Below are 21,489 nucleotides of genomic sequence, written 5' to 3' on the forward strand. Positions count from 1 at the left end.
GGAGACCCCTCTATCGATGTGTTCCTCATGGGAATCCAAGTAGATAGAGAGAATGCTGGGAGTGGTCTGGCTCGAGGGGATAGACCGGTTATAGACAGACACCCCTCTATCGATGTGTTCAGTTCAGGGTGGTACGAGCGAAAAACCGAGCGAGAAGAGGATATTGGCGGATGTCAGAGCCCTTTGGACTGGTTCAGCTGGTTCACGAGACGATACATGGCGGATTCAACGACACGAGGCGGCCAAGAGTTGTGTGCAGCAGAAGACAACAGATAACAGCGGTTGCAGAAGACTTCGAACACTTCGATAGAGGTGTGTGTGTGTTTGTTCTAGAAAGCTAGAAGAGAAGAAGAGAAGAACAATCACTTTCTGGAGTCCCAATATTCCTGACTCAGCTCTTTTCTCGACGGAATCCCTGGATATCGGCGTATATGGGACGTCTCGTCGCTGGTCTCAAATCGGCTGAATCCCTTCGAGTTGTCCCCACGCCGAATCACACGAACACATCGATAGAGGGGTGTGTCTCTTCAGCAACTCCTCGAGGGGCTCGCCGACGGACGCTCTTGGAACACTTCGTTAGGCGCGTTTGGAAATAACCGTCGTAACGAGCTATACTGGCGCTATATCCGGGAATAAACACCTCACTACCCGAATCACACTTCGATAGGGGTGGGGAACATTTTTACTCTTGCTCTGTATGGGGTCGTACATGGGTATCGACGACTCCGATGGCTCCCCTCTTGATCCGGAGTCTCTAGACGACTCTACACAGACGGATCTTTCCACGGAGTCTTCTGCTTCCGAAGGCGCTTCTGACACAGCCACCGACGAGGATAGCGAAAGCCCTTCTCAATCGATCGAGGACATGCTGCTGGAGTTCGACGAACAGGAAGGCCTCATCCGCGACCGCTCGCTCCTCGACCCGAACTACGTCGTCTCCGAGGACCGCATCGTCGGCCGCGACGAACAACTCCAAGAAGTCACGAAGATGCTTCGCGTCGCGCTCGGCGACAACCGCCCGCCGAACCTCTTTCTGTATGGTCCCTCCGGCACGGGCAAATCCCTCATCACGAAAGCCGTCTGCAAGAACATCAGCCGCATCTGCGACTCCCGGGACATCCAGTTCGGCACCGTCGAAGTCAACTGCCAGGACCTGGACACGCTCGGCGTGGCCGTCTACGAACTCGCCCAGCAGGCCGCCGACGAGGCCGGCGTCGAGGTCGAAGTGCCGAAACACGGCGTCGCGACCAAGGAGAAGTGGGACGAGCTCTACCGCATCGTCAACGAGAACTTCGACTCCGTCGTCTTCGTCCTCGACGAACTGGACATGCTCGTCGGCCGCCGCGACAAACAGGACCCCGCGTTCTCCCGGCTGCTCTACCAGCTCTCGCGGGCCGGCGCCAGCGACGACCTCACCGCCTACATCTCCGTGGTCGCGATCTCGAACGACACGAAGATGATGGAATCGGTGGGGAGCCGCGCGCTGAGCTCGTTCACTCCCGAGGACGTCCACTTCGACGACTACGACGCCAACCAGCTCCAGTCGATTCTCCGCCGGCGCCAAGACGCGTTCCACGACGGCGTCGTCAAAGAGGAAGTAATTCCGCTGGCGGCGGCGTTCGCCGCGCAGACTCACGGCGACGCACGGAAGGCCATCGACCTGATTCGGGTGGCCGGCGAACTCGCCGAGCGCGAGGGCGACGCGGAGGTCCGCGAGAAGCACGTCCGGATGGCTCAGGACAAAGTCGAGAAGAACCGCGTCCTCGAAGTCGTCCGCGGCATCAGCACCCAGAAGAAGCTCTGCTTGTACGCGACGGCGTCAGTCGCCGCGCAGACGGACGGCGGGACCGCTCGCAGCACGACCGGCTATCAGGTTTACCAGTACCTCACGGAGTCCATCGACGCCGACCAGTACCATCAGGAGACGTACGTGAACAAGATGAAGGAGCTGACGACGTACTCGCTGGTGGACTTCGAGCGCCGCAGCCACGGCCCGAGTTCGGGGATGTTCCTCGAGTTCCAGTTCGGGGAGCGCCCGGAGACCATCTTGGAGACGCTGCGCGAGGACTCCCGCATCGAGATGGTCTCGACGGACGAAGTCGAGTCGGTCGTGAGAGCGCAGGTCCGCCACGAGGCCTAACGGACCCGGTCCCGTCGGATTTGTCTCAGTTCTGCTCGCTCCGTGGTCGATTGTTCGCGAGTTCGAATAGAGCGGTGGCACCCGGCTTCCGCGCACACCCCTCTATCGATGTGTATTGGCGTGTTCGAACGTCACACGACCGCAGCGGGTCAGTGCGGGAGCGACTCCGAACGAGCTAAATCCCCGTTCTCTCGCGATCCCACACACCTCTATCGAAGTGTGATTGGCGGGTAAAACGCTTCTATCTGTAAAGAACGAGGATGTGCCTCGCCGCTCGTCTGTTCACTCGACCGGCGTAATTGGGCGATTCCCGCCGAATCGTTGTGAGTAGTCTGTCAATACGACCGTTCGCGGGGACACACCTCTATCGAAGTGTTCCGGCTTCACCACACACCTCTATCGATGTGTTCGTGCTGCGGTCTCTCACGGCCTCTCGACGTCCCGGCAATCACCCGTGGCAACGGCGTCACAGCATCGCCGAGATCCTACCCGCCATTGGTTTTGAAACGTGAAGAACCGACGAGGGTTGAATAGTAAATGGCGGGGGTTTTGCGTCCGCGGTGGATAGTGCAACCATCACCGCCTCACGCGTCCGGTCTCGCGCTCTGTGATGGGGCTGAGTGTTCCACAGATGAACCCAAAATCCCCGGGCATCCTCGAAACGTCTACGATCGCCGTTGTCGGCGACACCGCGTGGCTAACGGCGTACGTCGATGCCCTCGAAGAACAGCTTGCTGCGACCGTTCACCGCGTGTCTACGGCGCATGCCGCTCGAACGACGCTCCAACAGACGGCTATCGACTGCGTCGTTACTGATTACAGGCTCCCCGAGACAACAGGGGTCGACCTCGTTCGCAGCATTCGGGAGACGACTGCAACGCTTCCGATCATTCTGGGAACCGCCGACGGGAGTGAGACGATAGCCAGCACGGCGATTGAGGCCGACGTCACTGACTACATCGCTGTTACCGACCCGGTCGACGACACTATCACCGACGCTCTCCAGCGAACCGAGCAGGCCCTACGGGACGCCCAACGGGCGATGACACAGCGCGACCGTGCGCGGCAGTTCGACGCGGCGTTCCACGACACCAGATCAGCGACGTGGGTCCTCGACCGCGATGGTGCACTCGAGCGCGTCAACCAGACAGCCCGCGCCATGATCGACGTGGACGCCGACGTCGTCGTCGGGGATCACTTCTGGACGCTACCGTGGTGGCCCGACGAGAGCCAGACGCGCGCTGACATCCGTCGCCTCGTCGAGACAGCGCAACGCGGCGAGTTCGGGCACGCTGTCGTCACGCAGAACGGCGTCACTGGCGAACGCGTGCTGGAGCTGTCCGTCCAGCCGGTCACCGACGAACGCGGCGACCTCGTCTCGATCATCGTCGACAGCGTCGACATCACCGACCGCGTCGACCTCGAACGGGAACTCCGGCAGTCCGAGGAACTGCACCGCGTCACGCTCAACAATATGACTGACACCGTCCTCATGACTGACGAGGACGGCGAATACACGTACGTTTGCCCGAACGTCCACTTCATCTTTGGATACACCGCCGAGGAGATTCGGGAGCTGGGAACGATCGAAGCCCTGCTGGGCGAGGACTTGTTCGACCGCGAGAAACTCGCTGACGACGGCGTCCTGAAAAACATCGAGACGACGGCTACAGACAAAGCCGGCCGCGAGCATACGCTGCTGGTCAACGTTCGCGAAGTCTCAATTCAGGACGGCACGCTGCTGTACAGCTGTCGCGACATCACGAAGCGCAAACAGCGCGAACGCGCACTCACGACCCTCCAGGAGACCGCGCGGGACTTCCTGTACGCCGAAACACACCAGGAGATCGCCCAGCACGTCGTCGACGACGCCCCCGACGTTCTCGACCTCGATGCGAGTGCCGTCTATCTCTTCGACGCCGACGACAACCACCTCCAGCCGACCGCGCACTCGCAGGCGATGCGCGACGCCCACGGCCCACTGCCAGACGTTCACGCGGACGGCCGCGACCTCACCAGTCACAGCTTCGTCGAGAACGAAGCTCGATTTTTCGCAGATGTCCACGACGCCGACCGCCTCGCCAACCCCGCGACCGACCTCCGGAGCGTCGCGTACATCCCACTCGGCAACCACGGCGTGTTCGTCGCCGGGTCGACCGACGTCGGCGCCTTCGACGACGTGACGCGCGAACTCGCGGACTTGCTGGCGGCGACGGCGGAGGCGGCGCTGGACCGCGTCGACAGGGAGTCCCAGCTCCGCGAGCAGGACCGCGAACTCCAGCGGCAGAACGATCGACTCACCACGCTCAACCAGATCAACGAGACGATTCGGGAGATCGACCAAGCGCTAGTGCAGTCGGAGACCCGCGAGGAGATCGACCACACGGTCTGTGAACGCCTCACCGCCGACGGGCGCTTCCAGTTCGCCTGGATCGGGGCCCTCGATAGCACGACGGAGACCGTGACGCCCCAGGCGTGGGCGGGAACCGACCACGGGTATCTCGATACGGGGGCGTTCCCGGTCGCCGCTGACGCCGTCGAACCGGCGGGTCGGACTGCGGCGACTGGCGAGGTGACACTTGTCTCGAACGTCGCGGCGGACCTCCGAGCGGCCCCGTGGCGCAAGGACGCGATTTCGCGCGATCTGCTGTCCGTGTTGAGCATCCCGATCGTCTACAACGACCTCTCGTACGGCGTTCTGACGGTGTACGCGGAGACGCCCGACGCCTTCGACGAGACGATTCAGACCGTGCTCGCGGAGCTCGGTGAGACGATCGCCTCTGCAATCAGCGCGAGCGAACGCAAGCGAGCGCTGCTCACCACGTCGATGACTCGCGTCGAGTACACGGTTGCCGACCCGTCGTTCGTGCTCGCACAACTCGCTCACGCGGCCGACTGCACAGTCGCCTACGAGGGGGGCGTCCAACAGACGGCTAGCGGAAACTACGTGTTCGTCACCGTCGAGGACGCCCCGCTAGACGCGGTCGTCGACGTGGCGGCCGGTCTCCGCACTATCGAAGACGCCCAGCGGATTCGCGGTGGCGACACCGGGGGTGTGTTGCGACTCCAGTTGACCGAGCCGTTCCTCGCGACGGAACTGGCCGACCACGGCGCGGTCCTGCAGAGTGCAACGGCGTTACGGGCCGGAACGGAGTTCGTCATCGACGTCCCCGGGAACGCTGAGGCCAGAAACGTCACGCAGTTCGTCACCCAGCGCTTCGACGACGTCGAGCTGACGGCGAAGCAGACGCGCGAGCAGGCGTCCGAACACGGCTTTTACGCGTCAGTGCTTGACAGCCTGACTGACAGACAGCTGGAAGTCCTGGAGACGGCGTACTACAGCGGGTTCTTCGAGTCGCCGCGGACGGTGACTGGGGAAGCCGTCGCGGAGTCGCTGGATATCTCACCGCAGGCGTTCTACCAGCACGTCCGGACCGTCCAGCAGAAGCTCTTCGCGGCGTTGATCGACGAGCACGCGCCGGTGGTCTTTCGACGTGCGGACTAATCGCGCCCGCTCTTTCGGGTAATTGCCCGCCAGCAGCGCTTCCCCGTTCAGTGCCACGGGCTGTTGAATAGTAAACGACGCTTGACGGCCAGCGGTTCGGTACTCAACTCCCGCGTATTCCCTTATACACTCATTATCTATATGTAGCGCCCCCGCAGCCCGCCGCCGGGACGCTCACCTATCCATGAGGGACGTCAACCAGAACTCAGCCGAGGAATCGCCGTACGAGTGCTTCGAGTGCGGAAACGTCGTGCTATCGGAGGATAATCCAGGGCAGTGCCCCGACTGCGCTGGGAACATGCGAAACCGCCGCACCCCAATCGAATAACATGTCCTCGACATCAACACACCACGACGAATCCCCCGAGGAAGCCAGTGAACCGGAGTCGGCACTGCAGACGGCGCGTCGACAACTCCAGCATGCCGCCGACCACCTCGACATCGACCCGAACATCGTCGAGCGACTCAAACACCCCAAGAAAGTCCACGAAGTCACGGTTCCAATCGAGCGAGAGAACGGCGACGTGGAGGTGTACACCGGGTATCGCGCACAACACGACAGTGTCCGTGGCCCGTTCAAAGGCGGCCTCCGCTATCACCCCGAGGTGACGCGCGAGGAGTGCGTCGGGCTCGGGATGTGGATGACGTGGAAGTGCGCCGTGATGGACATCCCCTTCGGGGGCGCGAAAGGCGGCATCGCCGTCAACCCCAAAGATCTCACCGAAGACGAGAAGGAACAGCTGACGCGTCGCTTCACCGACGAGACCCGCTCAGTTATCGGTCCGACGACGGACATCCCCGCACCAGACATGGGGACGGACCCGCAGACGATGGCGTGGCTGATGGACGCCTACTCGATGCAGGAAGGCGAAACAATCCCTGGCGTCGTCACCGGCAAACCACCGATCGTTGGCGGCAGCAAGGGTCGTGATGCAGCGCCCGGCCGGAGCGTCGCGATCATCGCCCGCGAAGCGATCGACTACTACGACAAAGACATCAAAAAGACCTCGATTGCCGTGCAGGGATTCGGGAGCGTCGGGTCGAACGCGGCGAAACTGCTCGACAGTTGGGGCGCCAACGTCGTCGCCGTGAGCGACGTCAACGGCGGCATCTACGACGCGAACGGCCTCGATACGCACGCGATCCCCTCTCACCACGAGGAGCCCGAAGCCGTGATGACCCACGAGGCCCCGGAGACGGTGACCAACGACGAGCTACTCGAACTGGACGTCGACGTGGTGATTCCGGCGGCAATCGGCAACGTCCTGACGGAAGCGAATGCCGACGACGTGATGGCCGACATCATCATCGAGGGCGCTAACGGGCCGACGACGAGCGCCGCGAGCGCGGTCTTCGCCGAGCGAGAGGTCCCTGTCGTCCCGGATATCTTGGCCAACGCCGGTGGAGTCACCGTGAGTTACTTCGAGTGGCTTCAGGATATCAATCGGCGCGCGTGGTCGCTCGAACGCGTCAACAACGAACTGGAAACGGAGATGCTGGCCGCCTGGCAGGACGTTCGAGAGGAATTCGAGACGCGCGACGTGACGTGGCGCGACGCGGCGTACATCGTTGCGCTCTCACGAATAGCGGAAGCCCACGAAACGCGCGGGCTCTGGCCGTAGCTCCTCCGACCCATCACTCGCGACGTAGTGCTAACTCCTCGACGGTCGGGAGGTGCCAATCGTACGTGACCGCGACCAATCGTGTTCCCACAGTCACTACTGCACACGCGACAGCGGCCGTGCTGCCACTCGCGCCGATTATGCCGGTCAGCCAGTACGCCGCACCTCCGAGGACGGCGCAACTCGCGTAGAAGTCCTCGAAGAGGATGAACGGGGCTCGATCGAGGAGGATGTCCGCGAACGCCCCGCCGCCGACGGCGTTGATCGTCGCGATTGCGACGATGCCGAACGCCGAGACGCCCACGTCGGTGGCGACGATAGCACCCGTCGTGGCGAAAGCAGCGAGCCCGATTGCGTCCGCGATGAGTACGACTGGATGGGTGTCGGGGGACTCCAAGCCGACGCTCAGCGTAATCGCTAACCCGACGCCGAGTAGCCCCAGCGCGACCTCGATCGGGGACTGCAGGACGAGCGGCACTCGCGTGACGAGCAAGTCGCGAGTCGCGCCACCGACGAACGCCATCGCCAGCCCGACGATGGCGATTCCGAACACGTCGAACTCCTCGCGAATCGCCTTCGATGACCCGACGAGGGCGAACGCGACCAGCCCGATTGTGTTCATCACCGCGAATGGGTCGCCGAAGAGACCGGTAAGGGCGTCCTGAATCACTGCGCCTACTTACGATAGTGGCTCTGTTGAGTGCTACGTATCACAACCATCGCTATCGTCCGGCGCGCGGTGTTCGGGGTTCGCCCCGAAACACGACGCATAGACCGCTCTCTACTCGCCGAGTCCCAGTTACGACGGAAACGTAGGGTGGCGTCTTCCGCTTTCGAGGTTCACTCGTCCGAGTCGACCGGGCCTTTGTACCGGGAGCGAATCTTCTCCCCCTCCCGCCACTGCCAGTAGTAGTAGCGGTTGTCGTTGATTTCCTTGACTGTGATCGTCGCTTTGGCCGGGACGTCGTCCGGAAGCTCGCTCGGGCGCTCCGCCATCTCGCCTTCGTCGCCGTCCTCGTCCAGACAAGCTTCTCGCTCTCGGTGCTCGGCCAGCGCCTCGGCGTAGCGAGCGGTGTCTTGAAGCTGCTCTGCCGCGGCTTCGTCGAGCGCGTCGACGAGTTCCGTCGGAAGGCTCGCCGGCGGGGTCGGTGGTTCGTCGGACATCGGCAGCTCTCGTCTTAACCAACATCGCTCGCTTCTCAAAGTTCTGTTGGTTAAGCCGGTGCTGCCGACTCCCTTTCCACCGCTGAGAAACGCCGCGGAGCCGGATGCAAAAGCGATTTAGGCTAGCCTAAATAATGGGCGTCTCATGACAGTCGAACACCCGGGAACGCAAACGAGGGGTGCGGGGGAGGACCGGCTGGCCGAGAGCACGGTCGAGTACGTGGCGTTCCTCACCCGCTCGGAACACCGCTTTCACGTCCTGAACCTGCTGGCGGACGGCGCCCGCTCCCGGGAGGCGCTGCGCGACCAGTTGGACGCCACCCGAGTGACCCTGAGCCGCATTCTCGGCGACCTCGAAGACCGGGAGCTCATCCGGCGACGAACCCTCGACAGGGAGTACGAACTGTCCGCGTTCGGTGAAGCCGTCCACCGCGACCTCGTGCGGCTGCAGGACACGATAACGGTCGGGCAGACCTACCCCCGGCTGATTTCGCGGCTCCCCACAGACTGGTTCGACTTCGACCTCCGCTGTCTCGCCGACGGCGAACACGTCCACGGGAACAGCGAGGACCCGCTCGCGGCCGCCCGCGTCATCGCAAACGCCATCAGGGGCGGAGCCTCCTGCGAGTCACTCGTCGGGACGTTCACCTCGCTCCCGATGTACGGGTACGAACAGGCCATCCAGAACGGGACCGACCCCGAGGTGTGCGTCGTCTTCGACTCGAACGTCACTGACACGATGGTCGAGGACCCCTCGCTGCGCGCGAAGTGGCGGGAAATCCAGTCTCAGACCGATTCGATCGTGTACTTCAGTCTCGACGAACGCGTCCCCTGTACCGTCGACCTCGTCGACGGCGAAACGGTGTTTCTCACCGTCGACCGGGAGCACGAGACCGGGTTCGACATCATCTCGTGCTCGCATCCCGACGTCGTCGCGTGGGCCGACCGGGTAATCGCCGAGTATCGCGACCGTGCGGTACCGCTCGCCGACCGGACGAGCGACGCGACTTGACGGGAGTGAACACGACGGGTTGCCTGTAACACGCCGTGAACAGCGTACGCGGCGGGTCGAATCGAACAGCGGGAATCACTAAGCCGCTTTAGGCGTGCCTAAATGACATGGCACGCAGACGCCAGTTGCTCGCGAGTAGCGCCAGTCTCATCACCGCCGGTCTCGCCGGCTGCGTCGGAAACTCCACCGACGCGGACGGCACGGACCAGCCGACGAGCACGGAGGGCGACGCCGGGACCGCCAGCGAGACGGCGGACTCCGAAGCGGCGGCGTCGGACCCGACGCCGTACACGGTCGAGATGGAGCCCAACGACCCCTACACGTTCGACGCGATACCCGAGACGTACGGCGTCGGCACTAGCCCCTTCATCGACATGGGGATGGCGCTCGGCATCCACCCGACAGCGACCACCGGTCTCGAACGCGCGCCGTTGAAGTTCTACGACCTCCTCGACCTCGGGTTCGACGAGAGTCAAGTCACCAAGATTGCCAGCGACGCCGAGTCCGGCTACGACAAGGAGAACTTCTACGCCGCCGACGCCGACGTCTGGCTCATCTCGCGGAACAACATCGGTCGCTACGTCAGCTGGGACGACTCCGACTTCGAGGACGTCGAATCCCAGACCGGGCCGTTCCTCGGGACGACCCTCCGCTTCGCCCCCCAGTCCGCTGTGCAGGACGAACCGAACCCGTACACGATGTACGAGGCCTTCGAGAAGGTCGCGAAGATCTTCCAGCGCCAACAGCAGTTTCAGGCGTGGCAGTCGCTGCACGACGACCTCATGAGCACCATCGAGGACGGCCTCCCGCCGGCGGACGAACGCCCCACGGTCGCCGCCATCTGGCGCGGCGTGGCCCCCGACTCCGGCCGGTTCCGCATCGCGCCGCTGCACCGCCTTGGCAACAACACCAAGTCCTACTACCGCCTCGGCATGCGGGACGCCTTCGAGGGCCAGTACCCGGACGGCCCGGTCGGCTACGAGGAACTGTTCCGCGCCGACCCCGACTACATCGGCGCCGTCGGCGGGCTCACCTCCCTGACCCACGAGGAGTTCGTCAACACCGTCGTCGAGCCGTTCGAGAACAACGAGAACGGCCAGCGGCTCAGTGCCGTCCAGAACGGTAACGTCATCCGGAGCGGCGGCCAGTATATGGGCCCTATCGTCGATATGTTCTCCACGGAGGCCGTCGCGAAGCAGGTCTACCCCGACGAGTTCGGCGAGTGGCCCGGCGCCGTCGGTGACGTCCCGGAGAGCGAGCAGCTCTTCGACCGCCAGCGCCTCGTCGACATCGTCAACGGGGACCTGTAGGACCGATGGCGGAACTGTTCGACCGGCTCGCGGACCGCCGAGCGGCAGCCAGCCGCTGGTACGCCGACTCGGCGCTGGCGGGCGTCGTCCTCGGGAGCATCGCGGTGCTGGTCGGCGCGACCCTCCTGCAGGTGAGCTTCGGTGCGTTCCCGCTGGCCCTCTCGGAGTCGTGGGGCGCGGTGTTCGACCCGGAAATCCTGTTCAGCCTCGAAACGTGGCGGGCGTTCCTGCTCGGCGCGGACAACCCCGAGTGGTTCACCCAGCAACAGCACATCGTCTGGAACATCCGCCTGCCGCGCATCCTCGTCGGCGTGCTCGTCGGCGCGAACCTCGCCGTCTCCGGCGCCATCTTCCAGATCATCACGCGGAACGAGCTCGCCAGCCCCTACATCCTCGGCGTCAGCGACGGCGCCGGACTCGTCGTACTGGGCGTCCTGACGGCGTTCTCCGAGTTCCTCCCGCTCGTGCCGGTGCTGGCGGCAATCGGCGGCGGCGCGGCCTTCCTGCTGGTGTACGTCATCGCGTGGAAGAACGGCACCAGCCCCGTCCGACTGGTGCTGGCGGGCGTCATCGTCGGCACCGTCTTCGGGTCCGTCCAGCGCGCGCTGTTCTTCTTCATCGACGACCTCAGCACCGTGATGTCCGCACAAGCGTGGCTCTCCGGGTCGCTGCTGAACACCGACTGGGGGGAGGTCCGCATCGCGCTCCCGTTCACGCTACTGGCGCTCGCGCTCGCGTTCGTGGTGACCAAGGAACTGGACGTACTCGCGCTCGGAGAGGAGACCGCGGATTCCCTCGGTATGCCCGTCGAGAAGATGCGGTTCGCGGTCGCCGGCATCGCCGTGCTGTCGACAGCGGCGGCCATCGCAGTCGCGGGCCTCATCGGTTTCGTCGGCCTCATCGTTCCGCACATGGTCCGGAACGTCGTTGGCAGCGACTCGCGGCAGCTCTTGCTCGGGTGTCTGTTCCTCGGGCCGGCGCTGCTGGTCGGTGCCGACGTCGGCGCGCGCCTCGCACTCAACCCCATCCAACTCCCGGTCGGCATCATCACGGGACTGGTCGGCGGGCCATACTTCCTCTACTTGATGCGGAAGACCGAGAACTTGGGTGAAGTGTGATGCAGGACAACGAGCGGCCACGCGAGCCCGTGCCGCGCCGCGACTCCGGGGGTGCTGACGCAGACGAGACGGCGCCGCCGACGGCCCTCGACGCAGACGGCCTCGTCGTCGGCTATCCGAGTGCCGACGAGCCGGTCATCGACAGCCAGACGCTCGCTGTCCCCGAGGGTGAGGTGACGGCGCTCATCGGGCCGAACGGCAGCGGCAAGTCGACGCTGCTGAAAGGGCTCGCGAACCGACTGGAGCCCGACGACGGCCGCGTCCTCTTGGACGGCCAGCGCATCGACTCCTTCGAGTCGAAGGAACTCGCGCGGAGGCTCGGTCGGCTCTCCCAGCAGAATACCGCCCCCGACACCATCAGCGTCGAAGAGCTCGTCGAGCGCGGGCGCTACCCCCATCGCGGGTTCTTCGAATCCCAGACCGACAGCGACGAGCGAGCCGTCGACGAGGCCATCGCGATGGCCGGCGTCGAGCACCTCCGAGACCGCGAGGTCGGCACGCTCAGCGGCGGACAGACGCAACTCGTCTGGATCGCCATGGCGCTCGCCCAGGACACCGACGTGTTGCTGCTAGACGAGCCGACGACGTTCCTCGACCCCCACCACCAGCTCGAAGTGATGCAGATCGTGGAGACGCTACGCGACGGCAGCCAGATGACCGTCGTACTCGTCCTCCACGACATCGCGCAAGCGGCGCGGTACGCCGACAACGTGGTCGCGCTCAAGGACGGCTCGGTGTACGCCCGCGGCCCGCCCGAGGCGGTCATCACGAAACCGCTCCTCGCGGACGTATTCGATATCGAGGCGACCGTCATTGAGACGGAGTACGGCCCGCAGGTCGTTCCAATCGAACCGCTCGACGACGAATCCGGTCTTTCACAGTCTGAGCCAACCGAAAGCCCTGACTCGCGAGACGAGCTGTAGCCCGGCCGCTACAACCCTACCCTCGGGCGCTCGTCTGGCCCGAACGCTCGGCAGTGACCCACTCGGACGGGGCGCGTCCTTGTCCTCGTGGGTTTTCTCGGGTTCGTCTGCGGTGGTGTGCTGTGGAGCGAGCGCTGGGTCGCCACGCCCGGTGTATTACCCGGTGGTACCGCGTATATATTTCACTGGGTGCCTCATTAGGCCTCTACATGAGATTCACGGACGAACTGGAAGCGGTCGCGGACCCGATCTGGGACGCTATCGCGTCACACCCGATGGTCGAAGCGCTCGGCGACGGCACGCTCGACGAGGCGCCGTTCCGGTACTGGGTCAGGCAGGACTACGTCTACTTGATCGAATACTCGCGAGTGTTCGCCCACGGCGCGGCGAAAGCCCCCACGCTCGACCGAATGGGGACGTTCGTGGAGCTCTTGGACTCGACGCTGAACACGGAGATGGACCTCCACCGCGAGTACGCCGCGGCGTTCGACGTCTCGGAAGCGGAGTTGGCGGCAACCGAGCCGTCCCCAACGACCCGGGCGTACACCGACTTCCTCGTGCGGGTCGCGGCGACCGGCACGTTCGGCGACCTGGTCGCCGCGCTTCTCCCCTGCATGTGGGGGTTCAACGAGACCGGCAAGCGGCTCGCCGAGCGCGGCACCCCAGACGACGACCGGTACGCCGAGTGGGTGGACATGTACGCGGGCGCGGAGTTCACCGAGCTGACCGAGTGGTGCAAGGCGCTGATGGACGACATCGCCGCGGACGCGACGGACGCGGACCGCGAGCGCTACCGCGACCGCTTCGAAACGTCGGCGCGCTACGAGTACCGCTTCTGGGACGCCGCTTGGCGACAGGAGGAGTGGTCGCTGTGACCTTCGCCTCCGAGATGTCCGGTCCCGCGCGCGACTACAGGGGTGGTCGCCGGTGAGCGACCGGACGGGTGGCGTGGCGGCCGTGCAGACGCTGCGGGAGTCGCTGGGACGGATGGGGCCGTCGTGGGTCGCCGGCGCAGTCGCCGCGGGCCCGGCGTCGCTGGCGTCACTCATCACGGCCGGTGGCGCGTACGGCTACGCGCTGTTCTGGGTCGTGGTGCTGTCGGCCGTCGCGGGCGCGTTCGCTCAGTACCTCGCGATGCGGCTGGGGCTGCTCACTGAACGCGGCATCGTCGCGGTCGTCGAAGCCCACCTCGGCGACGGCTGGGCGTGGCTGCTCGTCTTGGACGTCGTGCTCGCCGCTGGGGCGGCCCAACTCCTCATCATGAAGACGGTGGCGACCGTCTCCGAGACCATCACCGGCGTCGACGCTCGCCTCTGGGGCGTCGTCTGGGCCGGCGTTCTGGCGGTCGGCCTCGCCACCCGGGGCTATCGCTTCCTCGAAACGGTGGCGAAAGCGCTGGTCGCCGGCGTCGTCCTCGCGTTTCTCGCGTCGCTGCTCGTCGTGCCCGTCGACGCCGGCGCCGCCGCGCGTGGCCTCGTCCCCGCGCTCCCAGCCGGCAGCGCGCTGGTCGCCGCGGGCGTCCTCGGTGGCGCCGTCCACATCACCCTGATCACGATGCACTCGTACACGATGCGCGCCAGAGAGTGGACCGTCGAGGAGTACGGCCTCGCGACGTTCGACGTCGGCGCGTCGATGCTCGTCGCGTTCGGCGTCTACAGCGTCGCGGTGTTCCTCGTGACGGCGAGCGTCCTCACCACCGGGGACCTCTCGGCCGTCGAGGCCGCTCGCGCGCTCGGCCCGCTCGCCGGCCGGTACGCGGAGTGGCTGTTCCTCTTCGGCTTGCTCGGCGCCGCCGTCTCGACGCTCGGCGGGAATACGATTGCCCCGCCGTTCCTCGTCGCGGACAAGCTGGGGTGGGGTACCACCGTCGAGGACGACCGCTACCGGGGGCTGCTGGTCGCCGCCGCACTCTTGTCCGCCCCGGGCGTGTTCATCGGCGGCCCGGTCCTCAGCCAGCTGGCGCTCGTGCTCGCCATCGGCACTGTCGGCACGCCGTTCGCCGTCGTAGTCGTGCTCTACCTCCTGAACTCCGCGGCGGTCCCCGAGGCCCCCTCGACGCTCACGAACCTCGGCGGCCTCGCGCTGCTGGCGGTCACCGGCGCGCTCGCCGCGAACTTCGTCGCCGAACAGGTCGCGGGCGGCGTCGACACCCTCTCGGGGGCCATCCTCGCGTTCGCCGTCGTCCTCACCGCCGCGACGGTCGCGCTCGTCGCGAAGTACGCTCGCCTGTCGATGGCCGGCCCCGCCGCGTCCAATGAGTGACTGTTGCGTCCCCCTCGAGGGGTCGACACTCCTCGTCGGCCCCTCGCAGGCCGGGAAAACCCGACGCACCGCCCGCGCCCTCGACGCGTGGACCGATCGGCACGGCGCCGCCGGCGTCGTCGTCCTCGAATTCGCGCCCGAAGTCGAACGGGACGGGGCGCTGCTCGGCGGCCGCCTCGACCGCTTCACGCCGGTCCCCGACGACGCTTGGCACGGCGTTCTGGACGCGCACGCACCGCGAACTGCGGGCGAGACCGACGCGGAGGCCGCCGCGCTCGCCGCAGACAACGCGGACCGCGCGACCCGTCTCCTCGACGCCGCGCCCGACGACCCCGCTGCCGTCTTCGTCAACGACGCGACCATCCCCCTCCAAGCCGACGTCATCGCCCCGCGTCGGCTCGCGACCTACTGCGAGCAGGCTCGCTGTGCGGTCCTGAACGCCTACGACGGGGAGTCGCTCGGCACCGACGACCCGGTCTCACGGCGCGAGCGCGAGGCACTCGCGGCACTCCGAGCGTGGGCCGACCGAACCCGCGAACTATCGACGGTCGCCGATTGCTGAAGTCGTCGCGGCCTCCGCATCTCGGACCGCGAAACGGTTGCGTCTCGGCTAGCAGCAGTCCCTCGACCGGTTTCTTATTCACGGAGATGCCCCTGCAGCTGGAGTGACTGAATCGGTAAGTAGGGATACGTATTGACCGCTGTGAGCCCTACCAGTTTCAGATGAAGCTTAGAGCGACGCGCAAGATGTAGGGCGCATATGTAGCATCAACTTCGGACGGTATTAACAGCTATTAACCGAGATGAAAATAAACTGGAGGAGGAGTCGGGACGGACTATATGAAGTCGTCAATCGAACGAATCATCGAGCCCGTAGGATAATGCACTGGTGACTCTCCTCCCCTAGAACAGGATGCATGAACGTACTCCCCATGTTTGTTCTTTTCCAGGTCGAGGAGCCCCTCTTTGTTTGAGATATTCTGGAGGATACTTTCGGTGACTTTCTGAGCTGCCTCTTCTGCAATATAGTCTTTAATTTTCCCACGGATGATCTTCTCAGGATTCCCCAATTTGCTAAGTTCGCCATACAATCTAACTCCGGTGAAGGTTGTATTCGCCCAATTAATCACCGATTTCCCACAGTCAGGGCATTTCCCGAATGTTTCTTCGACTACTTCTTTAATCGTTTTCTCAGCTTGGTATTCAAGCTCGCTGGTATCGATAGAACCTGATGCTTCTTTGACCGCTTGTTCATATAGACTCGCATAACGGTTTGCCGCGATGGCCTTATCGAGAGGTTTGGCGATATAGTTGGCTTCGTGGTCCATCCCTTCGTCTATCGGACCCCAATTCTGGGCTTTGATTCGACGGTGACTACCTCGCTCGCTCACAACCACCGGGACAGTATCGGTGCGACCTGTAGGATCACCGCCGTGGATAACAATCGCAGGTTGTTTGTCATTGATTTCAACTACTTCGCCGGTTTCAAGCTTGTTGGAGGTCATTATCGGAGAGCCTCAAGTCTATCTCGCACGTACCTAATACGCTTGATCAGTCCGCCGCTTGGCCCACTATTGCTCACGTTGATATCAGAGGGTTCTCTCGTTTCTAATTCGTTTCCGACATGGCAGAGGGTTCGGACAGCGTTACCGTGGGTGGTTGCTCTTGAGTCTCGCCCATCTGGTGAGAAACTATCGACTGACTCCGGGTCACGTTTATAGTCTGGTGGTAGCCAAATACTCTCTTCTATTTCAGTAACAAGCTCAAGTAGTTTTTCTGCTGTTTCAGGTGAGGGTTTGTGCATCGGGCTATCCTTCGGATCTTCGGCTATTCCCTCCTCTATATCTGCTTCTAGTATTTCAGCTGCTTGAGCAGCTTTTTCGTAGCCACGTTGGTAATCTGACTCCTTAATGTAGTCTTCCATTTTGATATCCTAATCTAATATGTTCTCTTATTGATTTAAAGTTTGATAATTTTACCATACCGATTTGCGGCTTTGGATCGCAACAGATACTCTCGTGCAAAGGAAACGGTAGAAGGTGAAGCAGATAGCTGCTGCATACACGCTCTATATCTTACATCGGGATCTTACCAGTTAGTGGATGGGGCGGCGTATTTCGTGTCAGATTGTTTCCTCCACTAACCGCGCGTTTCACCGTATCTATCGAATGAAGAAACCGCGCTAGCAACTACCGTTAGTGGTCCAGTTCGACGCGGCTGCCGCGCTCGGCGGACTCGTAGAGCGCGCGGATGGCGCGCATGTCGACCATGCTGTGTTCGCCGTCCGGTTCGGGATCGAGCCCGCGCAGGAGGCGATTGCCGAAGTAGTCGAACTCCTCGCGCATCTGGTCGACCGGCTCCGGGCGGAACTCGCCCTCGATGCCCGGTCCGGACACCCGCAGCACTTTCTGCGTGTTCGGGAAGAACAGCCCTTCGATGCTCAGTTCGCCCTCCGTGCCGACGAACCGGAGACTCGACGACAGCGCCGCGCTGTGGGAGACCGTACACGACGCGAGCGTGCCCTCGGAGAACTCAAGCTGGAACGCCCCGTGTTCGTCAGTGCCCTCGTAGGCGGGCTGCTCGGACTCCGTCCGGGCGTACACCGCCTGCGGGTCCTCCTCGAGGATGAACCGAATCGTGTTCAGCGGGTAGACGCCGATGTCGTTGAGCGTCGTCCCGCCCGCCAGCTCCGGGTCGAAGCGCCAGCTCGTCTCGTCGACGGAGTCGAGAATCGTGTCCGACATGTGCCCGACCACCGAGACGACGTCGCCGATGGCGCCCTCTCGAATCAGCTCTCGGGCGCGGCGAGCGACGGGTTCGGTCTGGAGCCGGTAGGCGACCATCAGCGGCACGTCCGCCTCGCGGCAGGCGTCGACGGTCGCCTGCGCGTCCTCGACGCTCGCTTCCAAGGGCTTCTCGCAGAGGATCGCCTTCTCCTGTGCGGCCGCGGCTTCGACGTGCTCGCGGTGGAACCCGTTCGGCGTGCAGACGTACACCGCGTCGTACGCGTCGCTCGCCTCGCCGTCGGCGTACTCGTCGTACGTGAGCGTCGCTTCGATGCCCTCCAAGTCGGCCGCGACGTCCTCGGCCTTCTCCGTGCTGGAACTGACCAGCGCCGTCGTCGTGCAGTAGTCTGCGTCTTCGACGGCGGGAATCGCCTGCTCGCGCGTCCACCAGCCGAGCCCGACCATGGCGAATCGGATCGGCTCGGCGTCGGTTGGCTCCTCCCAGTCACGGCCACTGAAGCTGTCGAGGTCGAATTTCATGGACGACACATTCCACCCACGACAGATAGAGTTCACGTATGACATGAACGACCAATCCGTGGGCTGTGTATAATGGCGTTCTACTCGCCGTGTCGGAATTTTTCGATACCAGGGCCTGATGGCGGAACGCTGCATCCAGCAGCTCGGCAAGCTCCCTAAATCGTCCCCGAGCATGGCCACTCGAGCGTGACAAGATTGAATACCCGACGCGGTGTGGAGCCACTATGTCCGACACCGAGCCGTTGGAACGCCTCTGTGTCCACGAAAGCATCGACGAAAAGGTCCCCATCGGCTCGTTTGTCGATGCGCTGAACCACCTCCCGGTTCCTGTTGAGGTGATTGACGACGACGCAGAGCTCGAGGAGACGGATGCTGTCGCTTCCTATCGTCCTCGCGAGTGTTTTCTCGCTGCGGGCTGGGTCCACTGTCTCCGGGCTGGGTACGATGAATTCGATACAGACGCGTACGAGAGCAGCGGAACGCCGTTGACGAATAGCACGGGAATTCATGCGACGACAGTCGGCGAGCTCGTAGCCGGATATATGCTCATGTTCGCGCGTCGAATGCACGTGTACCGCGACCAGCAGAATCAGCGGCAGTGGTACGATCCGCCGTACGATCAGCCGTTCACTGTTGCTGGTGAAACGGTGTGTGTCGTCGGGCTCGGGACCATCGGCCGGGGCGTCGCAGAGTATGCCGACGGCATCGGTATGGACGTGATCGGTGTTCGACGGTCTGACGAGGCTGTGCGGCACGTCTCGACAATTTACTCGCCGGCAGACCTGCACGAGGCTATCGGCGAGGCCCGATTTGTCGTCGCGGCGGTTCCAAAGACGCCGGAGACAGAAGGACTGTTCTCGACGGCGGAGTTCCGGCAAATGCGCACTGACGCCTATCTAATTAACGTCGCTCGAGGACCGGTCGTAGACCAGAACGCGCTCGTCGGCGCGTTAGAGAACGACGCTATCGCTGGCGCTGGCCTCGACGTGTTCGATACCGAACCGCTTCCGGAGACGTCCCCGCTGTGGGACTTCGAGGAGGTCATCATTTCTCCCCACGAGGGGTCGTCAACGAATCGCTACCACCACGACCTCGCGGACTTGGTTGTAGAGATATTCGACCAGTATCAATCGGGAGTCCCGCTCCGGAACCGCGTCGCCTAACTGACGTTCCGCCCTCCCTCGCGCACAAAGCCGGCTGGGGGCTGTGAGTTCGGTTGCGGTAGAGTTCCGCGCTCGGCCGAAAAGCAGTTCCCAACCGGTGGTGTCGAGCGACGCAGCAGCGGAAAGGCTAATATTCTGGCTATCTGCTCGCTAGGACAACGGGACAGGCGGCGTTCAGTAGTACGCTCTGTGCGGTACTCCCGAAGATGACCTTTCCAACCGGTGATTTTCCTTTGCCACCGATAACGAGGTACCGGGGGTCAGTGCGCTCGACTTCTGCCAGGATTTTGTCTGTCGGGTCGCCGATGCGTCCCTGCGTTTCGACTCGATCGGAGTCGTACTCGTCGAGAGATTCGTGGACGGCCTGCCGGGCAATCTCGGCAGCGCTTTGCTCCTCGCGGCTGATGGTGAAACTCTCGGATGCCGGCGTGCCTTTGAGCGCTGCCTTGTGTTCGTTGAAGTCCTCCTTTGGAATGACGTGGAGAACTAGCAGTTGCTCGTCGTACGCCGTCGCGAGGCCGTACCCGAGCTCGAGTATCTCGTTCGATTCCAGTTCTTGTCCAACCGCTGTGAGTATCGTCATGTATTTTCTCCGTTGGTAGGTCGGTGCGAGGCAATCAGTGTCATCAACTTACTGACTCAACTGATTGGCCCGCAGATGATTGGTCGCTCTGTTCAGTAATTCGAACCCGCTTGATACGGCTACCACCAACCCGCTCGACACTGAATTCGACGTGATTGTGGCTGAATGACTCCCCCTCTTCAACTAGCCGTCCAGCTCGATTAAAGATGAATCCCGCAATTGTTTCGAATTCCTCGCCTTCTGGGAGGTCGATGCCGAGCGCGTCGTTAACCGATTCAATATTCACATCGCCACGAGCACTGACACTTGTCTCGTCGATGACCGTAATCTCCCCCTCCTCTTCGGCACCGAGAAGCTCGCCAACGATCTCCTCGACGAGATCCTCAGTTGTGATGATTCCTTCAGTGGTGCCGAATTCATCGATGACGATAGCCATCTCGATCGGCTCACGGCGCATCTCCTCGAACAGGTCATCCACACTCTTGCTTTCCGGTACTTGGAGAACCTCCTCGACGAAATGGTCGAGAGATTCGAGGTCGCTTTCCCCGTACCGGCACTCCCGCACCAAGTCCGAAAGTGTCACTACGCCGATGACGTTGTCCAGACTGCCTTCGTATACTGGGAGGCGCTGGTGACCACTCCGGATACACGTCGCGATCGCTTCGTCGATGTCGTCGTCTCGATTGACCGCCGTGACGTCGAGTCGCGGCGTCATCACTTCCTTCGCGATGGTGTCGTCGAATCGGAAGATTCGCTGGAACATCTCATGCTCCCCCTCGTCAAGCACTCCCTCCCGTTCGCCGGTTTCAATCATCTGCTGAATCTCTTCGCGGGTGACGTAGGAGGTGTCGATAGCCGAACGCCCGCCCGTAACTTTGTTTATAACGCGCGTGAGGTAGTCGAAGACCACGATCAGCGGGAGCAGGATGTACTCGGCGATTTTGAGGGGTCTGGCGATGCGTAGTGCCCAGGATTCCGTGTTTTCAACTGCGTAGGATTTGGGTGCACTCTCGCCGAACAGTAAGACCAGGGCAGTAATACCGAAGGTCGCGAAGGCGACCGATTGGCCCTGCCCAAACCCGAGCATCACCAGCAAGCCGGTTGCGATCGAGGACATCGCGATGTTGACGAGGTTGTTGCCTACGAGGATCGTCACGAGCAACCGGTGCGGGTCAGATTTCAACGCCTTCAGCGTCTGAGACCCAGGTACCCGGTCGTTGATAAGGACCTCCACGCGGTGGTCAGCCAGCGAAAACATCGCAATCTCCGACGAGGAGAAGAACGCGGAGAGCGCAGTCAGAGAGCCGATAAGGACGACCCCACCGATAGCGATGGCACTATCCGGAACGGCAACGCCACCGACTCGGACTGCCAGCGGCGCCACCTCGACCAACGATTCTGCCATCGTGGGGCCTAGCATC

General features: G+C 63.0%; 19 protein-coding genes. 12 read left to right on the forward strand and 7 right to left on the reverse strand.

Annotation, left to right across the window (positions count from 1 at the left end; translation table 11 throughout):
- The first annotated feature begins 709 nt into the window (after nucleotides 1-709).
- The 4 genes from AVZ66_RS14380 (at nucleotide 710) to gdhB (ending at nucleotide 7,267) form a co-directional block, all read left to right on the forward strand.
- Nucleotides 710-2,140: an orc1/cdc6 family replication initiation protein gene (locus AVZ66_RS14380; RefSeq protein WP_082678894.1), complete on the forward strand. Its 1,431-nt coding sequence runs from the start codon at nucleotides 710-712 to the stop codon at nucleotides 2,138-2,140.
- 631 nt (nucleotides 2,141-2,771) lie between these two features.
- Nucleotides 2,772-5,645, forward strand: a complete 2,874-nt coding sequence (locus tag AVZ66_RS14385) for a bacterio-opsin activator domain-containing protein (protein ID WP_058984853.1) — start codon at nucleotides 2,772-2,774, stop codon at nucleotides 5,643-5,645.
- A gap of 184 nt (nucleotides 5,646-5,829) precedes the next feature.
- Nucleotides 5,830-5,973 carry a rubrerythrin-like domain-containing protein gene (locus AVZ66_RS16385; protein WP_157575696.1) on the forward strand — a complete coding sequence of 48 codons (144 nt, stop codon included), beginning with the start codon at nucleotides 5,830-5,832 and terminating at the stop codon, nucleotides 5,971-5,973.
- 1 nt (nucleotide 5,974) lies between these two features.
- Nucleotides 5,975-7,267 carry a glutamate dehydrogenase GdhB gene (gdhB, locus tag AVZ66_RS14390; protein WP_058984854.1) on the forward strand — a complete coding sequence of 431 codons (1,293 nt, stop codon included), beginning with the start codon at nucleotides 5,975-5,977 and terminating at the stop codon, nucleotides 7,265-7,267.
- A 13-nt stretch (nucleotides 7,268-7,280) separates the two neighbouring features.
- Here the strand turns inward: gdhB and AVZ66_RS14395 are convergent, their stop codons facing one another.
- Together AVZ66_RS14395 and AVZ66_RS14400 are read right to left on the reverse strand one after the other, a co-directional pair.
- Nucleotides 7,281-7,937, reverse strand: coding sequence for a TRIC cation channel family protein (locus AVZ66_RS14395; RefSeq protein WP_058984855.1), 657 nt, complete (start codon nucleotides 7,935-7,937; stop codon nucleotides 7,281-7,283).
- A 170-nt stretch (nucleotides 7,938-8,107) separates the two neighbouring features.
- On the reverse strand, nucleotides 8,108-8,431 hold the full coding sequence (locus tag AVZ66_RS14400; RefSeq protein ID WP_058984856.1) for a hypothetical protein: 324 nt from the start codon (nucleotides 8,429-8,431) through the stop codon (nucleotides 8,108-8,110).
- 145 nt (nucleotides 8,432-8,576) lie between these two features.
- Between AVZ66_RS14400 and AVZ66_RS14405 the strand changes: the two genes are divergently transcribed.
- The 7 genes from AVZ66_RS14405 (at nucleotide 8,577) to AVZ66_RS14435 (ending at nucleotide 15,618) form a co-directional block, all read left to right on the forward strand.
- Nucleotides 8,577-9,443 (forward strand): winged helix-turn-helix domain-containing protein, encoded by an 867-nt coding sequence (locus tag AVZ66_RS14405; RefSeq protein ID WP_058984857.1) that lies wholly within the window; start codon nucleotides 8,577-8,579, stop codon nucleotides 9,441-9,443.
- A 107-nt stretch (nucleotides 9,444-9,550) separates the two neighbouring features.
- On the forward strand, nucleotides 9,551-10,753 hold the full coding sequence (locus AVZ66_RS14410) for an ABC transporter substrate-binding protein (RefSeq protein ID WP_058984858.1): 1,203 nt from the start codon (nucleotides 9,551-9,553) through the stop codon (nucleotides 10,751-10,753).
- A 5-nt stretch (nucleotides 10,754-10,758) separates the two neighbouring features.
- Nucleotides 10,759-11,871, forward strand: a complete 1,113-nt coding sequence (locus tag AVZ66_RS14415; RefSeq protein ID WP_058984859.1) for an iron ABC transporter permease — start codon at nucleotides 10,759-10,761, stop codon at nucleotides 11,869-11,871.
- Nucleotides 11,871-12,794: an ABC transporter ATP-binding protein gene (locus AVZ66_RS14420; RefSeq protein ID WP_058984860.1), complete on the forward strand. Its 924-nt coding sequence runs from the start codon at nucleotides 11,871-11,873 to the stop codon at nucleotides 12,792-12,794. The genes AVZ66_RS14415 and AVZ66_RS14420 overlap by 1 nt, the downstream gene beginning before the upstream one ends.
- Nucleotides 12,795-13,003: 209 nt before the next feature.
- Complete coding sequence (gene tenA / locus AVZ66_RS14425; RefSeq protein WP_058984861.1) at nucleotides 13,004-13,669, forward strand: thiaminase II; 666 nt, start codon at nucleotides 13,004-13,006, stop codon at nucleotides 13,667-13,669.
- A 112-nt stretch (nucleotides 13,670-13,781) separates the two neighbouring features.
- A complete protein-coding gene (locus tag AVZ66_RS14430; protein WP_082678907.1) occupies nucleotides 13,782-15,056 on the forward strand; it encodes a divalent metal cation transporter in 1,275 nt (424 codons plus the stop codon).
- Nucleotides 15,049-15,618, forward strand: a complete 570-nt coding sequence (locus tag AVZ66_RS14435) for a hypothetical protein (protein ID WP_058984863.1) — start codon at nucleotides 15,049-15,051, stop codon at nucleotides 15,616-15,618. The genes AVZ66_RS14430 and AVZ66_RS14435 overlap by 8 nt, the downstream gene beginning before the upstream one ends.
- A gap of 274 nt (nucleotides 15,619-15,892) precedes the next feature.
- Here the strand turns inward: AVZ66_RS14435 and AVZ66_RS16390 are convergent, their stop codons facing one another.
- The 3 genes from AVZ66_RS16390 to gfo6 all read right to left on the reverse strand — a co-directional run bounded on the left by AVZ66_RS16390 (nucleotide 15,893) and on the right by gfo6 (nucleotide 18,322).
- Entirely contained in the window at nucleotides 15,893-16,561 is a 669-nt protein-coding gene (locus AVZ66_RS16390; RefSeq protein ID WP_157575697.1) for a hypothetical protein, read from the reverse strand.
- Nucleotides 16,561-16,980 (reverse strand): hypothetical protein, encoded by a 420-nt coding sequence (locus AVZ66_RS16395; RefSeq protein ID WP_157575698.1) that lies wholly within the window; start codon nucleotides 16,978-16,980, stop codon nucleotides 16,561-16,563. Before AVZ66_RS16395 ends, AVZ66_RS16390 begins: the two co-directional genes overlap by 1 nt.
- A gap of 271 nt (nucleotides 16,981-17,251) precedes the next feature.
- Nucleotides 17,252-18,322 carry a D-xylose 1-dehydrogenase Gfo6 gene (gene gfo6, locus AVZ66_RS14440; protein ID WP_058984864.1) on the reverse strand — a complete coding sequence of 357 codons (1,071 nt, stop codon included), beginning with the start codon at nucleotides 18,320-18,322 and terminating at the stop codon, nucleotides 17,252-17,254.
- A gap of 224 nt (nucleotides 18,323-18,546) precedes the next feature.
- On the opposite strand from gfo6, the gene ddh reads away from it, so the two are divergent.
- The gene (ddh, locus tag AVZ66_RS14445) at nucleotides 18,547-19,485 is read left to right on the forward strand and encodes a D-2-hydroxyacid dehydrogenase (protein WP_058984865.1); all 939 of its coding nucleotides are present in this window, start codon (nucleotides 18,547-18,549) and stop codon (nucleotides 19,483-19,485) included.
- Nucleotides 19,486-19,624: 139 nt separating this feature from the next.
- Here ddh and AVZ66_RS14450 read toward each other — a convergent pair whose 3' ends face one another.
- Nucleotides 19,625-20,068: a universal stress protein gene (locus tag AVZ66_RS14450; RefSeq protein WP_058984866.1), complete on the reverse strand. Its 444-nt coding sequence runs from the start codon at nucleotides 20,066-20,068 to the stop codon at nucleotides 19,625-19,627.
- A gap of 43 nt (nucleotides 20,069-20,111) precedes the next feature.
- Nucleotides 20,112-21,488: a hemolysin family protein gene (locus tag AVZ66_RS14455; RefSeq protein WP_058984867.1), complete on the reverse strand. Its 1,377-nt coding sequence runs from the start codon at nucleotides 21,486-21,488 to the stop codon at nucleotides 20,112-20,114.
- Between the last annotated feature and the right edge of the window lies 1 nt (nucleotide 21,489).

The organism is Halobacterium sp. CBA1132, assembly GCF_001485535.1.
Taxonomy (GTDB): Archaea; Halobacteriota; Halobacteria; order Halobacteriales; family Halobacteriaceae; genus Halobacterium.